Origin of the sequence: Frigoribacterium sp. PhB118, assembly GCF_003751725.1 — a bacterium.
GTDB lineage: Bacteria > Actinomycetota > Actinomycetes > Actinomycetales > Microbacteriaceae > Frigoribacterium.
Genome location: NZ_RKID01000003.1, coordinates 425,440 through 440,881 on the forward strand (window position 1 = coordinate 425,440; position 15,442 = coordinate 440,881).

Here is a 15,442-nt window from a genome sequence, read left to right on the forward strand (position 1 = left end):
AGACATTAGCTACCCTCAAGACAAATCTGAACTTTCGGGGGGACGCAATGCTGCGCTCGATTACTACTGATGAGCCGTTTCGTGGCCTTGCCGCCTCGCCTATGGCCGGCGCAGGGCCGACAAGTGTCTTCGGGAAGAAGACAGTCATCTATGGACGCAACGGCGCGGGCAAGACGTCCCTCAGTGAGGTTTTGCGGTTGGCAGCCGCAAATGGCTGTGCCGACAGCGCGACGGTCACCGCTTCACTTTTTCGAGACGGCAGAACCCGCAGTGAAGTCTTCGGCACGTTCAACTTCCCGATAGAGGTCCTGGTTTACAACCGGTTCTATGTGGCGGAGTCACTCGCCATGTTCCTGGAGGGCAACGGCACATCGGATCCGATCCTCAAAATCGGGAAGAAAAACATCGAGAAAGCCGCTGAGCTGACCCTGATTCGAGAGGTGCTGGATCGCTATCGGCTGTGGCATGACCTGGCAAGCAAGGCCAGCAAGAGCGCGCAGGCGGCCGAGAGAGAGGTTGAGAAAGCCGCTCGGGATGAGACGATCGAAAAACTCTCCCCGGGCGATCCGGCGAAGTACCAGACCACCCGCTACCGAGTGGATCACGCGCGCGCTTACCTGGATTTGCAGTCTCCCGAGCACCTGTCACCAGAGGGCCTCGCAATCCAGATCAACCGAGCATGCTCCCCCGCGCTCGAGAGTGCCGGGCTGCTCCCGGCTGTTCCTACAATCAGTGACGACCTTGGAGGACGCGTCCGCAGCGCCTTATCTCGCAATGTTGACTCCGACCCCATCGCGGAGCTCGTTGACAGCCCCGCGTTAGAGAAGTGGACCGAGGACGGCGTTGCCCTGCACGACGCCGGTGCACCGTGCAAGTTCTGTCATTCGGGCACCGTAACGGAAGCGACGCTGGCGACTTACCGCCGACACTTCAGTGATGCACTGCAAGGTCTCCGATCCGAGCTGAACGGGCTTGTGTCCGAAGCCGAAAGCCTCTCCGACCAGTGGTCCGCGTGGATTCAGCTCCTCCCAGCGAGTGCGGCCCTGCTGGCCGATCACAAGGAAAAGTATGAGACGGCGCGGGCGCAAATGGACACGGCCGTCACGGATCTCAAGTCCGCCGCCGCCGCTGTTGTCGGTCGATTGAAAGAGCGGCTTGCTGACCCGCTTACGCCCCTCTCGGAAGAAGCAGCAGGTGAGGCGGTCTTGGCCTATCCGGACACCGTCGAGATCGATTCTCTGCTCGACCAGAACGACAGAGAATGTGCCGACCAAGACACGCGTAAGTCGGAAGCCCAGAAAGCCGTGGAGGAGCACGTTGGGTCGTCCCATGTGGACAAGTACCGCGCCGCGAAGGAGCGACAGGTGGTGGCAGCCCGATGCATTCAAGCGATACAGCGGCAAGTCCTGGCCCTGGAGCAACGGGCGCAGATGCTGGACCATTCGCAGCAAGACACCGGGCTAATGGCACTTCAGATTCATCAAGATCTGCGCGAGCATTTTGGTCACGAGCACCTCGCCGTTGCGGTTTCCGAGGATGGAAAGGGATATGTCGTAACGAGAAACGGAGCCATGGCTTCGGACCTCAGCGAGGGAGAACGCAACGCGATCGCTTACAGCTACTTCCTGTCCACCCTCGACGCCGAAGGAGTCGATCCCAAATCCACCGTTGTCGTCATTGACGACCCGGTCACCAGCCTCGACAAGGAGGCGCTCTTCGCGGCCTTCGCTCTTGCCGAAGAGCGCACCAGTGAGTTCGCGCAAACGATTTACCTCACCCATGACTACGAGTTCTTCCGACTTCAGATGAATCAGCGGAAAAACGCCATGGCGACCTCCCAAAAGCGCATTGCGGAAGGGCACGCAACCGAAGCCACCTACCCATTGGCCTCAGTTCTGGAAATGTACTCATCTTTCGTGCCGGGGACAGTCACTCGGGTAAGCCGGCTGCGGCCGCTCTCTCAAAAGCTCCTTCAACACCCCAGTGAGTATCACTACCTTTTCTCCAAAGTGGGCGGAGCCGTCGTCGCCGAGGCGGGCGATGAGCTGCCGCTGTTGGGTAACGCCGCCCGGCGACTGTTCGAAGGTTTCATCACCTTCCGCGCTCCGCAGGGCAACAACTTCGAGCAAAAGGTTGAGGCGATATCCAAGTCCAAGGGCATTGGGCCCACTCTTTCTAAGAGGGTGGTCAAGTTCCTCCACGGCCACTCTCACCGTGAAGATCCCACACCTGCCACCGCCCTGGACTTCCCTTCAATCGAAAGGGAACTTCGGTCCGTCCTTGAGTACATGAAAAAAGCGGACGAAGAGCACCTCGACAACATGTGCAAGGCGGTCGGGATCGACGAAAGGGTTATGGCCCATGCTCTTACGCTGGCGAAAGCCGCGAGTTAGCGGTGCCCTAGCGAAAGAACGGGTCTGACAGCCAGCAGACTCCCGTGAAGCCGATGCCCTCACGCCGTAATTCTGACCCTTCATGCTCGGGTCGACGGCAGGGTCCTTCCCAAAATCCGGAAAGATGAGCCTATGACGAAGATCTTCGACAACATCGATCAGCGACTCGGCGAGCAATTGCAACTGACGTTCAGCGCCTTCGACCGGATGGATGCCGCTGTCGGATATTTCAACCTCCGAGGCTGGAAGATCTTCGATGAGCTAGTGCGTGACAAGCCGAGAAGTGACACGCCAGTTGTCCGCATCCTGATCGGCATGGTCGCAACCGGACCACAGGATGAGACTCTCGATGAATTGCAGGCAACAGTCGACGGGCTGCCGCGCCCGGAAGCTGACCCAGCCATCGCCCGCGAGCGTAAAGCGCAATTTTTAGACCAACTACGCGTGCAGCTCATGAGAGGGCTGCCAACATCCACCGATCGGGCCACTCTCGGTTCGCTGCGGACACTCTTGGCAGACGGCGTGATCGAGATCAAGGTATTCACCCGCCGGCCTCTGCACGGAAAGACATACGTCTTCCATCGAGAAGACGTCACAAATCCCATCACCGGCTACGTCGGGTCATCCAATCTCACAGCCCCCGGACTCACTCGCAATCTTGAACTCAACGTCGACGTTGTCGACAGCACCGGAGCCAAAGAGTTGGCCGACTGGTTTCAAGCCCGCTGGGACGACAAATTCAGCAGGCCAGTCACTGCCGACATCCTCGATCTCCTTGATGAATCCTGGGCGACCGTCGAGCCCAGAAAGCCATACGAGATTTTCCTCAAGGTTTGTTATGACCTCTCGAGAGATGTCCGAGAAGGTCTTGCCGAGTACTCCGTTCCGTCCGAAATCGAGGAAAAGCTTCTCGACTACCAGGCGACGGCGGTGCGCACTCTGGCTCGACGAATCATCACCCGCCGAGGCACCATGCTGGGCGACGTCGTGGGGCTCGGTAAGACTCTCACCGGCATTGCAGTGGCACTGATGCTCCGCGACGAGCACGGCTACATGCCTCTCATCATCTGTCCGCGGAACCTGGTCCTAATGTGGGAACAGCACCTGGAGGCCTACGACCTTCATGGTCGCGTCGTGCCCTACAGCATGGCCCACACCGTTCTCCCGGACCTACGCCGATACGCGTTCGTCATCGTCGACGAATCCCATACCCTCCGTAACGATTCGCGACAGGACTATCGCGCAATTCAGGACTACATCCAGCGCAACGACAGCCGGGTACTCCTTCTCACCGCAACCCCGTACAACCTCCGCTTCACCGATGTGGCCAACCAACTCGCCCTTTACATCGACGAGGACGAGGACCTCGGCATCTCCCCCACCAATGCCCTTCGCCTTGACCCCAAGCTCTACGACAAGGTGGACGGCAAAGTCACCACCCTCGCCGCCTTCCGTCGCTCCGACGATCCAGACGACTGGAAACGCCTGATGGGCGAGCACCTCGTTCGACGGACGCGATCGTTCATCAAGAACAATTACTCCCAGGAGGCTGCTGACGGCAGCAAGTTCCTCGAATTTTCCGATGGAACGAAATTCACCTTTCCAGTTCGACAAGCTCGGCCGATCGAGCATTCCTTCGGCCCCGACGATCCCGCCTCGATCATGGCCAATGATGAAACACTCGACACTCTCCGTAACCTCTCTCTCCCCCGCTACGACATGGGCGCCTTCCTCGCTCGTGGCGTCACGCTCAGTGAGCACGAGAAGGAGTACGTCGAGAACCTCACGCGTGGGCGCGGGAACGTCGCAGGCTTTGTCCGAACCACCTTTTACAAGCGGCTCTCCTCTTGCGGGTACTCATTCACGCTCTCGCTTCGGCGTCACATCGCCCGAAATGAACTGTTCGCCTACGCGATCGAGCAGGGACTGCCCGTACCCACCGGCACCATTGTCGACAACAACCTCCTAGATGATGACGACCCGACGGAATCAGAGCTGGACACGGCGGAGCATCTGGGCGAGGACCCAAGTCGGCGCTACGAAGCACTCACTGCGGCAAACCCGGGAGGAGTGTCGTGGGTTCGACCTGAGCTATTCACGCCTGCTTTCGCCGATGCCCTCCTCGCCGACACGGCGGCCCTTCGAGCGCTTTTAGAGTCGTACGGCACATGGTCGCCAGCGGTTGACTCAAAACTTGCTGCGCTTATCGCGCTCATCCGCGAGACCCACCCGACCGAAAAAATTCTGGTCTTCACGGAGTACAAAGACACCGCCAACTACATCGCTTCGGCGCTCCACGCGGAAGGCATCCCAGGAGTCGGTGTCGCTTCCGGAGACAGTGAAGATCCCACAGGACTCGCCCGTCGATTCTCGCCCGTCTCAAATGCTCTGCCCGGAATGGACATCGACTCGGGTGGCGGCGAGCTGCGGGTTCTCATCTCCACGGATGTCCTGAGTGAAGGGCAGAACTTGCAGGATGCCCACATCGTGGTCAATTACGACCTTCCCTGGGCGATCATCCGTCTCATTCAACGCGCCGGCCGCATTGATCGGGTCGGTCAAAAGTCCGACCACGTCCTCGTCTACTCGTTCTTCCACGAGTCTGTGGACGCGGTCCTTTCACTCCGCCAGCGCATCGCCGACCGGCTCACGGCTAATGCCGAGGCGTTTGGCTCTGACGAGCAATTCTTCGGCAGCAACGATGAAGTCAAGGCCATCACAGACCTCTACAACGGCACAATCGACGACACGGATTCTGCCGAGGATGTTGACGCATCGAGCCTCGCCTACCAGTACTGGCGGATGGCCGAAGAGCTCGATCCGAAGCTGACTGCTCGCGTCGCGATGCTGCCGGACCTCGTTGACGCCACCCGTGGCAAGAGAGCGACCGACGCTGAAGACGGATTGCTCTGCTACGTCCGCACAGAAGCCGGTACCGATGGATTTGGCTGGATCTCGCCCGGTGCAGATGCTCGACTTCTGACCGGCCTGGAAGCTCTCCGCGCTTTCGAGGCAACCCCGGATGAACCGGGGTTAGAACACCGCAGCGACCACGAGGAACTTCTCAGCCAGCTCGTACGCGGGCCTCTCGCTACCCCCAGCGCCACCGCCGGCAGGCTAAGGGGCGTCAGGCGCACGTTGTGGAGACGACTCGGTGAGACCGTCTGTCACTACGACGCCGACACCGACGCGGCGTTAGACGCCCTGTTCCAACACGCCCTAACCGGCGAGGCCGACCGCCGGCTCCGACGCGCTCTGCGAAATGGAACCAGCGACGAAGACCTCGCGGCAAGAGTGGCGGCCCTCCACCGTGAAGGACGCCTGATCGTGGAATCTCGAAGCGGCAATGACCCGGTCCGCATCGTAAGCAGCATGGGAGTTCGCGCATGAACAGCTCGCATTTTCTTGACCTCGTTGACACACTCGAGTTTCGAAAGCTCTTCATCGACGAGCTCGGTTGGAATAACCCCGACCAGCCCCCAGCGACCTTTACCGTCGACAACCAGCCCCACACCTTGACCCAAGTCGCTGGATTCAAAGGTCTTCGAATCTGGTACTGCCCCGAGCTGCCTCCGCGAAAAACACAACGCATCCTCGATGACCTAATCGGGCAACAAAGTCACGAACGGCTTGTAATCTTCGCCGACTCTGAACGCCAAGAATGGCGCTGGCCCCGACGCGCGCAGCTAGGCGCGGCCAATGCCAAACTCCTCGTCCATCAACACACCAACGGCGCGCGAGACGCCCACATGGTCAACCAGCTCGAGGCAATCGCAATCGACTTCGACGAGGACATTTCCCTCGTCGAACTCCTGACCAAGATGCGGCTCGCCTTCGACGCCGAGGCCAACGAAGCATCCGTCCAAGCAGCACGCCTCATGGGAACTCTCTACTCCGAACTAGACGCAGGAGGAGTCGATGAGCGAGACGCCACCCTGCTGCTCGCTCGCATCCTCTTTCTTCTCTTCGGCGACGACTCAGGCATGTGGTCCACCGGTATGTTCCACACGTTCATGACCGAACAGACAACCGACAACGCGCTTAACGAGCAGCTGGCAGAACTCTTCCGCGTCCTAGACACGAAAGAGGAAAAACGGTCCCTTCCCGACGACAGCCCACTTTCGCCCTTCCGGTACATCAACGGAGGACTATTCGCGGACAAGTTGAAAATCGCAGGGCTAACCGGCGCATTCCGCGCAGCCCTCATCGCCGCCTGCGAATTCGACTGGGGAATCATCTCCCCCGCCGTCTTCGGATCAATGTTCCAAACCGTCAAGAGCAAAAACGCCCGTCGACACGGCGGCGAGCACTACACCTCCGAAACCAACATTCTCAAAACGATCAGACCACTCTTTTTGGATCACTACAGTCACCGACTCCAGGAGGGCTGGGACGACCCGAAAGCGCTCAACAAGCTTCACTCAGACCTCGGGGAGCTTCGACTTCTCGATCCCGCCTGCGGCTGCGGCAACTTCCTGATCGTGGCGTACCGCGAGCTTCGCGCGCTGGAATTGGACTTACTGAAACGAAAGCGCGAACTCGACATCCGAGACGGACGCGCCACGGTCGCAAGCCGCGGACAACTGAGCTTCGATGTAACCGGCGACATCAAAGTAACCCTCGATCACTTCTACGGAATTGAGATCGAGGAGTGGCCCGCACGCATCGCAGAAACCGCGATGCTGCTCGTCGACCATCTGGCTAACCAGCGGATGGAACAGGATTTCGGGGATGCCCCCGACCGACTCCCGATCGCGATCTATCCAACGATCGTTCATCGCAATGCTCTCGAGATCCAGTGGGAGGATATCCTGCCGGCCACAGACTCGACGTACGTCTTTGGTAACCCTCCCTTCGTCGGACAGAAAGAAAAGGAAGACACTCAAACCGCCGACATGAAGCGAGTATGGGGAAAGGACTACGACGGCTACCTCGACTACGTCACCGCCTGGCACAAGAAAACCATCGACTTCCTTGCCCCAACTACCAAAACCGGCTTTGCCTTCGTTACAACGAACTCCGTGACGCAGGGGCAACCCGTACCACCCCTCTTCCGAGCCATCTTCTCCGCAGGCTGGAAGATCTCGTTTGCTCACCGAACATTCGCTTGGCAATCAGAAGCACCCGGCGCGGCCGCAGTCCACTGCGTCATCGTGGGATTCTCTCGAGACCCCCGCACTGTCCGCCTCTTCGACTACGACCGGCCCCGGTCCAAGCCCCGAGAAATCGAAGTTAGACACCTCAATCCATATCTGATAGATGGGCCAGATGTCTTCGTCGACAAAAGAATGAGGCCTTTGTCGCCTTCGCTTCCGCCAGTTCTTAGAGGGTCGCAGGCAACCGATTGGGGCCATCTCACGATCGGGCCGTCAGAGTTTGAAGAAATCAGTGCAGACCTGGTCATGTCGAAATACCTTCGTCGCTTCGTCGGCGGGGAAGAGTTGATCAACTCGCTGGACAGATGGTGTCTTTGGCTCGTCGATATGGACCCGGCCGACCCAGGGCGGAGTCCAGAGCTGCAAGCACGCTTGGACTCCGTGCGGACCAAACGCCTTGCCAGTCACGACGCACCGACTCGAGGGTTCGCGTCCACCCCGCACCTTTTCAATTATCGCCGCCAGCCAGCCACTGACTACCTCGCGATCCCCAACACGTTTAGCGAAGCACGCCGGTACATGACCGTCGGTCGACTGCCAGCTGACACGATTGCCGCCATCAAGCTCTTCACGGTCGAAGACCCAGACGGTCTTCTCTTTGCGATCTTTTCATCATCGATGATGCTCACGTGGCAAAAGCTCGTCGGGGGGCGAATGAAATCCGACCCGAGCTTCGCAAACACCCTGGTATGGAACACATTTCCCATGCCGAGCATTGGTCCAGATCTTCATGACGCCCTAACTAGGGCAGGCCAGGACGTCCTTGCCGTGCGGAACACGCTCGCCCCGAAATCGTTGGCCGAAATGTACGACCCGCTTGCTATGAGCGCGGCACTGATTCAAGCCCATGACCGGCTAGACGACGTAGTCGACGCAGCGTTTGGATTCTCAACGCCGCCTAGTTCAACTCAACGGCAACAGCGATTGTTCGACCATTACGTGGCAATGATCGACGCCGGAAAGCTAGCAATGCCGAGCAAACGTGCCCGCTCAACGAGAACCCTTTAGCTCGATAACCAGTCCTGCGGCTGACACCCCTCTGCCGTGGCCAGTAGCGTCGATGCATGGTCCCAACTGCATGCCTCCATCCTCTCCGGAGCCGCGTGCCGGGCTTGGGGACGCGGCGACCCTCCAGCAGCCGAATAAAGATTCGAATCGCGAGAACATTCGGCTCGGGTCGAGTTGGAAGCTTCAGCCACATTGATCGAGTCGGTGAAGAATTGAGCATCGAGGTTGCTCTATGAGTGGCACGTGGGCGCAATGGTTTTCGTACGAGTGGTGGAGCGACATTGGCGTGCCTTCACTAGGAGCGCTCGGCACCATCGTCGTCGGTGCTGGCGCCATCGCAGTCGCAGTGAGTAGCAACAAGGTGGCGAGCACGATCGCTAACCGTGAACACACTCTGCAGGAACGGCGGGACGCTGCAGATGAGCGTGAGAACCGCGCGGCCTTCGTGGCACTTTTGACTCGGTGGTCAGACCGGGTCATCGACGAAATCCGCGCGACCTCGATTTTGCGTCGTCGGGGCGGCGACGTGCGGTCCGAAGAACTGAAAGCAGACGTCGACGCCCGAGCGGCCCACTTCCGCGACAAGAACGGTCAAGACCTGGTGGCCGCCATTGAGTCCCTGACCACGGACGCTCGTGACGGCGACCTACCCAGCGACAGCCGTCACCTGGAGATCATCGTCGATGTTCGACGGGCCTATTTGCAGTCTTGGATCGCGCACCCCGACACCTGGAAAGAGCTCGACAACGACGCACGCCTCACCGCGGAGGGATGGGTCATGGCGGCGCAGTTCCGAGGGCGCTACGAGCAGGAGAACCGCTTCGTGGATCGGCCAGACGCTTCGTAGCTGTCGACACAGCCGGAAAACCAGGTCTAAGGAACGTCCGAAACGGCGTCCGAAAATGATTCCGGAGACGGTGCCTCATGTGAGACAGCCCACATCTCGGGATGCGCCCTCGCGGACCCACACGGTGTTGTACTTGAGAGCAGTCAAAAGTGCAGGGCGGCGCCTGCGACGGTGAGCACGCCGTCGGCAACAGGTATGCCCAGCACGACCACGACAGAACCGAGGACCCAGGCGGTGCGTCGCCGAGCGGCCACCCTGACACGCTCCCTCAATCCCGTGAACCATTCGATGTGCGCCGTCGTTGGCGCCGACTCTGGTTGGCGGGGCACCCATGTGCGCGGCTGGAGAGCAGCATGGCGGACAAGTTCCGTGGAGACGGAGCCCCGCGAGGGTGACACCGTTCGGGTGAGGAACCGGACCAGGTGGTTGAGAGTAACAACGGCAACGTCTCTGGGTTCGCCGTTGTGCGACAAGGTGGCACCGACAACGACGATCACGGCCAGGGCATCGACCGTGCCGCCCGTCGACGTAGAGAGCAACTTCGCTGCACGAGCGGCCTCGTGGCTGGAGTTGCGCAGATAGGGCTGTCTCTGCCCGTTCACGAGGAACGCTATGGGGGAGACCCACACCTTCCCGCCGGGACTGTGTTTGGTGTTGAGGGTCAGGACACGGCCAGACGGGCTCACGAGAACATGATCAATGTCGCTCCCCCGGTCCCCTACCGGAACCGAGTGCAGCACCAACCAATCGCCCGGAAGTGCCCGAAGGCGCTCCGCCACAGCCAGCTCCCCCAGCAGGCCGACGTACCAGCTCCTCGCCGACGACGGAATCGGATTGCGGCCGAAGAGCCGCGCAGCAAACGAGGCCGACCGCTCCGGCCCCACCGCCTCCATCAGAAACTCCCCCGGGACCCTACTCGAAAGCGTCAGATCGGACATCGCCGCAACCCCCCTGTGCCAGCGCCCGGCATCGCAGGACTCCTCCAAAGTAGAAGAACCGACGTTCCCACCGCTGCCACCAGTCCAGGGGTGGCAAGGCAATGCCGGCTGACCACAATCACGACGGCACTTCCCGGGGCCTCCCGTGAGGACGTGTCTTCGACCGAGGCTGACGGCGGAGCGCCATATGCTCAGGGAGTGGAATCGCGATATAGCGTCGGGCAATACTCCGTTCAAGACATCCTCGGATGGATCAAGACCGGCAGGATCTCCATCCCCGAGATCCAGCGGCCCTTTGTCTGGTCGACGACCAAGGTCCGAGATCTCATCGACTCCCTCTACAAGGGGTACCCGGTCGGTTATCTGATCACGTGGCAGTCTCGTGCCGTACGCCTCAAGTCCGGAACCGGGTCCGCTGACCAACAGATTCTTATCGACGGCCAGCAACGGGTTACCGCGTTGACGGCCGCGCTTGCGGGTCAGCAGATCGTGACGAAGGATTACCGCCGCCAGCGGATTCAGATCGCGTTTAACCCCGTCACTGAAGAGTTCGCCACGTTCACCCCGATCCTCCGGAACGACCCACAGTGGCTAGTTGACGTTGCAGAAGCGATGGCGCCGGGAGCCAGCTTCCATCTCATAGCGAGCTTCTTAGAACGAAACCCCGACGTCGACCGAGAGCTGGTGATCGCGAACATCACTCGGCTTGTGGAGTTGCAGACGGCGCAGGTCGGTGCGATCAATCTTGCGGAACACCTCGACATCGAGACCGTGACCGAGATCTTTGTGCGGATCAACTCCGCAGGAGCTCGACTTACCCCCGCTGACTTTGCGATGAGCAAAATTGCTTCGTGGGGAGAGCAAGGCGCGACGCTACGCAAGTACATCGACTACTTCTGCCACTTGTCCGTTGCACCGCACTTTTACCGCGAGCTTCCCGAGATCGATCCCGAGTTCTCCGAGACGCCCTACTACCGTCACTTGGAATGGCTCCAACGCGACAGCAGCGACCTCTACGATCCGACCTATCAGGACGTCCTTCGAGTGGCTGGCCTTCTCGCGTTCGAGCGAGGCCAGATGTCAGCCGTGGTCGGGCTCCTCAGCGGCCGTGACTTCGAAACCCGCACGTTTCGCGACGCGATCGCGCAACAGTCATTCGACCAGCTCGAGAAAGCCCTCGACATGGTCACTAGCGAGCACGAATTTAAGCAGTTCCGCCTCATTCTCGCGTCGGCCGGCTATGACTCCAAGTCCTACCTGTCGGCAACGAACGCCGTCAATTTCGCCTACGCCCTGTATCTCCGTCTTCGCCGCGATGGAATCGACTTTCCAGTTATTCAGAGCGTCGTCCGCCGGTGGTTCGTCATGTCCATGCTGAGCGGGCGCCATTCGGGCAGTTTTGAATCGCAATGGGACCAAGACTTCCGACGAATTGGTCAAGTTGGGGCCGAGGCCGTCCTCTCCTCGATCGAGCGAAGCGACCTCACGAGCGGGTTCTGGGAGGAGGGACTCGTTCTCGCGCTCGATTCATCCAGTACCCGAAATCCACAGTTCCTTGCATTCCTGGCGGCCCAGAACCAGAAACAATCGCGGGGATTCCTCTCCCGCTTTGTTCGGGTCGGCGCTATGGTCGGCGACGTCGGGCGGGGTGATATCCATCATCTCTTCCCCAAGGCATACCTGAGCGCACATGGTGTCACTGACAGGTCAGTTGTGAACCAGGTGGGGAACTACGTGGTGGCCGAGACCCCGGTCAACATTCGCATCGGCAAGGACGCGCCGAGCGAGTACATGGCCAAGGTTCGGGACCAGATCGCGGCTGAGCGTCCCGACGTCGGTGAGATCGTCGATGCCGAAGATCTCGCCGCAAATTTCGCAGAAAACGCCATTCCCGACGCAATCTCCTACGGAGTGGCGGCGGATTACCCCGATTTTCTCATCGCCAGGCGGCGTGCCATGGCGAGCTTTATTCGCGACTTCTATCAGGGCCTTTCCTGAGACGCAGCGCGGTGTCTTCATCGAGCGAGGGTGCTGCTTAAAATCGACGTCTCGTCATCTCCAGAGACTTCATCCATGAACTGATGCAGCTAGCCGGGGTGCACTGGGACGTCGACAACCAAATCAAATCTCGGCGGAGGGTAGTTTTTTGCTAATCAACGCCCGCTTCGTCGTCCCACAGTTTCAAGTCCACGGTCGGATCTTCGGTGCCGACCGGTACGTCCGTAACGGTAACGACATCCGGCTGCTCAATGACGCTTCCACGTTGCCGACGCTCGAGTTCCCCAACAACCGTCAGCATCACCTTTCTTCCATGAGCTGCTACTGCCCGGTCGTACTGGTCGGGGGTCATATTCACGATGACTGTTCTGGGCCGACCATTTATGCGGGTCTGGACGCGAATCTGATGCTCTGCAGTTGACTCGGCATTCTTCAGCAGGGTTACTTCGCCCGTCACGGAAGCGTGTACAGATTGGGGCGCGGCCGCGAAGTGCCTCCTGGCAGAAGCAATGACCAAGCCCTCCTCGGGTGAAAAATCAAACTCGACTCGCGGAATGACCTTTTCCGACAGTGAGTTGCCGTCGAATTGGTTGTAGTCCACGACGATTCCAGACTCCTGCCCTTCCGTTAGGAATTGCAGAGATGCCAAAAACTCGTAAGAGACACCTGCCGGAATGCGCTCCTCGAACGCGTTGAACTCCTTGTCGCCATCTTGGGTCTCGTGGACAGCGTCTTTCACCGCGCCGAGGGCATCGACCAGGGTGGCTGTAATCTGACTCCCCGTTAGGTGCGGAGCATGCGCCTTGAAGGTTTCGGACCGCGACGTGGCAAACGAATCGAGGGCGGGCACCAGCGCCGTGACAATGTAGCTTCCAATGCGAGTTTGGCCCATGTAGCAACTTTGGAGAAACTGCTCAGCGACGGTCGCCTGAGATTGCGCGAAGCGCCTCTTCGGAGAATTGGAAGCCTTCGCAGCCGCTCCAAGAAGCCCACGTGCGCTGTCAATCATGCGGTTACCTACCTCCCACCGAATGAGGCCAGCAGAGTTGTCGGTTTCTTTCCTGATATCGATCTCATCCAGTTTCCGGTCGAGCATGAGTTCGACAAGCTCGACGCTCTGCTCAAAGTCAGCTCCGTAGCGGTCACGAAGTTGCTGCTGCGCGCGCGCCAGCAATCGGTCGAAATCAGGTGCCCTTGCGATCAACGGAAGCATGATTTGTTCGTCTTCCACCACGGCGTCGGCAGGTGCCCAGTAGGCAATGGCGTCGCGGAACTGTCCAGTCCGCTGCCACCCGAAGCGTCTGAGGAGCTCCAGGAGGACTGTGCTTTCGGGAATCTCGTTCACGGTCGCCCACCCCCGCTTATTCTCGCCATGATTCGACAGAGCGCCTCATCGTCGAAGATGTTCTCAGCCGGGGCGGACACCGAAATTGACTTAGCGGCGTTTTCTGGCTCACCTTCTAGACTCACCCAATAAGCGACGTGACGCAGCGCGGTATAGGGGTGCCGCGATAACAACCATGTGGACGGATCAGCGGGTACATCCATGATGACCATGATTTGAGGAAGCATCGTTCCAACGGCGCGCATCTCGTCGTATCTCTGACGTGAAAGCGACGCCTTGATGAGCGTCCTGGAGGCGTTCCAGCCTGATGACACAGCCTTTAAGGAAACGTCGAGGGAGGCGGTGTTCCCTCCCGGTGCGCGATAGCGAACGTGTAGATCGATTCCGTCGTCCACTGGAATAGTGCTGACACTGCATCCTGCCGCCGCCGCTATGGCGCGAACCGCTGCCTCCTGGAACTGCTCCATGTGATCGGTGTGTCGCTTGGGAAGCCCTCGGAGCACAGGCATGCCAGCTTCGGGCGCTCCCCCAATTGCCGTCACGGTTCAGATTCTAGGGGACCGCGAGCGGCCGCACCCCAGCAGGCGACCCTTCAGCCAGCGTTGCAGGCAGGACTCCGAGATGCCGAAGTCTTTCGCGATCCGACTGATTGGGGCTTCGCCCCGACGAGCGACCGCAACGACATCGCAACGGAACTCTGATGCGAATGCTTTGGCACGGTGAGCATCCTCCCGTGAGAACCAAAGTCCTCGCAGCGTAAGAGTCAACCGAACCGACGGCAGCCCCGCCCTAGGAGCAAGATGCCTACGTGGACTTACGGACGGTTCCAAGGGGGTGCTGGGCCGGCTTGGCTGTACCGATCGCTGTCACTCGAGTGTGAGGATGGTCCGCATGCAGATTCCCAGCAACTATGACTGGCCAGGAAACCTCCGAGAGTACAAGGGCAGCGAGACGACGGCGTATGTCGTCGAGAAGATGGGCGGCGCCAGTGTGTGCGCTGCGTGTCACTCGCCCTTTGCCCCGGGTGCAGGACGCTCGTTTACTGTCCGGCTTGAGACGAACGAGCCGTCAGATACTCCGATCCGCAGGTTCAGCACGGCTGTAACTCACACTGAATGCAAGCCAGCTGAAATGATTGTGGACACCTCTGCATCGCTGACAGCACCCGCAGAGCACAACTTTAAGTCTGTGTGGGGGTACATCATTGGCGACGGTGCCCAGAAAGTGGAAGAGGGGTTCCCCTACTTCGTTTACGGGATCGACGACAGTGAGTCAATGACTTCGGGATCCGGCGAGCAGACAGACATCTTGGTTTCCGGTCTCATCAAGACTGGGTTCGCAATGTCGAGGTCGGACAAGATGGCAGAGGTACTCGCTGCGGCCGCCGAAGTCGCAGGCAAGGTCGCGATGAAGGGGCAGTGGAGCTCCCCAACTTCCCTTGAGCTCGACACGACGAAGGATGCGCCAGTGCAGTTTTCAATGGCACGCGTCGACGCCGATGCTGCCTTCCGCGCCTCGGTAGACCGGACTGGCTACCTTCTGGTCATCAGTGGAACGGGCATCAAGTTCCACTCAGGTAGTTTCGACGCTGCGGCGGCTGCGCTGGCCGGGAAGCTGGTGGCAGCCCTTATACCAGTAGTGCGTTGACGAGACAGGTCTGAGTGAAAAGTGCATATTATATATGGCCATCCATGCCCTGTTAACACCAAGTACTCCAAGGCCCAGGCTTTCCACTCTGATATGTGTCCCACGCAACC

The 15,442-nt window shown here is 59.6% G+C and carries 9 protein-coding genes and 1 pseudogene; 6 read left to right on the forward strand and 4 right to left on the reverse strand.

Annotated features, from left to right (window positions below; translation table 11 throughout):
- Positions 1–47: 47 nt before the first annotated feature.
- From EDF21_RS11540 to EDF21_RS11555, 4 genes are all read left to right on the forward strand, one after another.
- Positions 48–2,393, forward strand: coding sequence for an AAA family ATPase (locus EDF21_RS11540; protein ID WP_123571428.1), 2,346 nt, complete (start codon positions 48–50; stop codon positions 2,391–2,393).
- Between the two features lie 132 nt (positions 2,394–2,525).
- Positions 2,526–5,783: a helicase-related protein gene (locus EDF21_RS11545; RefSeq protein WP_233568470.1), complete on the forward strand. Its 3,258-nt coding sequence runs from the start codon at positions 2,526–2,528 to the stop codon at positions 5,781–5,783.
- Complete coding sequence (locus tag EDF21_RS11550) at positions 5,780–8,557, forward strand: DNA methyltransferase (RefSeq protein WP_148053694.1); 2,778 nt, start codon at positions 5,780–5,782, stop codon at positions 8,555–8,557. Before EDF21_RS11545 ends, EDF21_RS11550 begins: the two co-directional genes overlap by 4 nt.
- Before the next feature lie 232 nt (positions 8,558–8,789).
- Positions 8,790–9,404, forward strand: a complete 615-nt coding sequence (locus tag EDF21_RS11555) for a hypothetical protein (protein ID WP_123571430.1) — start codon at positions 8,790–8,792, stop codon at positions 9,402–9,404.
- A gap of 143 nt (positions 9,405–9,547) precedes the next feature.
- Here the strand turns inward: EDF21_RS11555 and EDF21_RS11560 are convergent, their stop codons facing one another.
- Complete coding sequence (locus EDF21_RS11560; RefSeq protein WP_123571431.1) at positions 9,548–10,342, reverse strand: nuclease-related domain-containing protein; 795 nt, start codon at positions 10,340–10,342, stop codon at positions 9,548–9,550.
- 198 nt (positions 10,343–10,540) lie between these two features.
- On the opposite strand from EDF21_RS11560, the gene EDF21_RS11565 reads away from it, so the two are divergent.
- A complete protein-coding gene (locus EDF21_RS11565) occupies positions 10,541–12,340 on the forward strand; it encodes a DUF262 domain-containing protein (RefSeq protein ID WP_233568471.1) in 1,800 nt (599 codons plus the stop codon).
- 151 nt (positions 12,341–12,491) lie between these two features.
- Here the strand turns inward: EDF21_RS11565 and EDF21_RS11570 are convergent, their stop codons facing one another.
- From EDF21_RS11570 to EDF21_RS17245, 3 genes and pseudogenes are all read right to left on the reverse strand, one after another.
- Positions 12,492–13,685, reverse strand: coding sequence for a hypothetical protein (locus tag EDF21_RS11570; protein ID WP_123571433.1), 1,194 nt, complete (start codon positions 13,683–13,685; stop codon positions 12,492–12,494).
- Positions 13,682–14,152 carry a DUF4365 domain-containing protein gene (locus EDF21_RS11575; protein ID WP_158612913.1) on the reverse strand — a complete coding sequence of 157 codons (471 nt, stop codon included), beginning with the start codon at positions 14,150–14,152 and terminating at the stop codon, positions 13,682–13,684. Before EDF21_RS11575 ends, EDF21_RS11570 begins: the two co-directional genes overlap by 4 nt.
- Before the next feature lie 87 nt (positions 14,153–14,239).
- Positions 14,240–14,440: pseudogene (locus tag EDF21_RS17245) on the reverse strand (transposase); the annotation flags it as partial.
- Positions 14,441–14,576: 136 nt separating this feature from the next.
- Between EDF21_RS17245 and EDF21_RS16520 the strand changes: the two are divergent.
- Positions 14,577–15,332, forward strand: coding sequence for a hypothetical protein (locus EDF21_RS16520; protein WP_148053696.1), 756 nt, complete (start codon positions 14,577–14,579; stop codon positions 15,330–15,332).
- Positions 15,333–15,442: the final 110 nt, after the last annotated feature.

What these genes read in the sequence shown, in the direction of transcription:
- EDF21_RS11540 (WP_123571428.1), top strand. Translation starts at nt 48, where the DNA reads ATGCTGCGCTCGATTACTACTGATGAGCCGTTTCGTGGCCTTGCCGCC.
- EDF21_RS11545 (WP_233568470.1), top strand. Translation starts at nt 2,526, where the DNA reads ATGACGAAGATCTTCGACAACATCGATCAGCGACTCGGCGAGCAATTG.
- EDF21_RS11550 (WP_148053694.1), top strand. Translation starts at nt 5,780, where the DNA reads ATGAACAGCTCGCATTTTCTTGACCTCGTTGACACACTCGAGTTTCGA.
- EDF21_RS11555 (WP_123571430.1), top strand. Translation starts at nt 8,790, where the DNA reads ATGAGTGGCACGTGGGCGCAATGGTTTTCGTACGAGTGGTGGAGCGAC.
- EDF21_RS11560 (WP_123571431.1), bottom strand. Translation starts at nt 10,342, where the DNA reads ATGTCCGATCTGACGCTTTCGAGTAGGGTCCCGGGGGAGTTTCTGATG.
- EDF21_RS11575 (WP_158612913.1), bottom strand. Translation starts at nt 14,152, where the DNA reads ATGGAGCAGTTCCAGGAGGCAGCGGTTCGCGCCATAGCGGCGGCGGCA.
- EDF21_RS16520 (WP_148053696.1), top strand. Translation starts at nt 14,577, where the DNA reads ATGCAGATTCCCAGCAACTATGACTGGCCAGGAAACCTCCGAGAGTAC.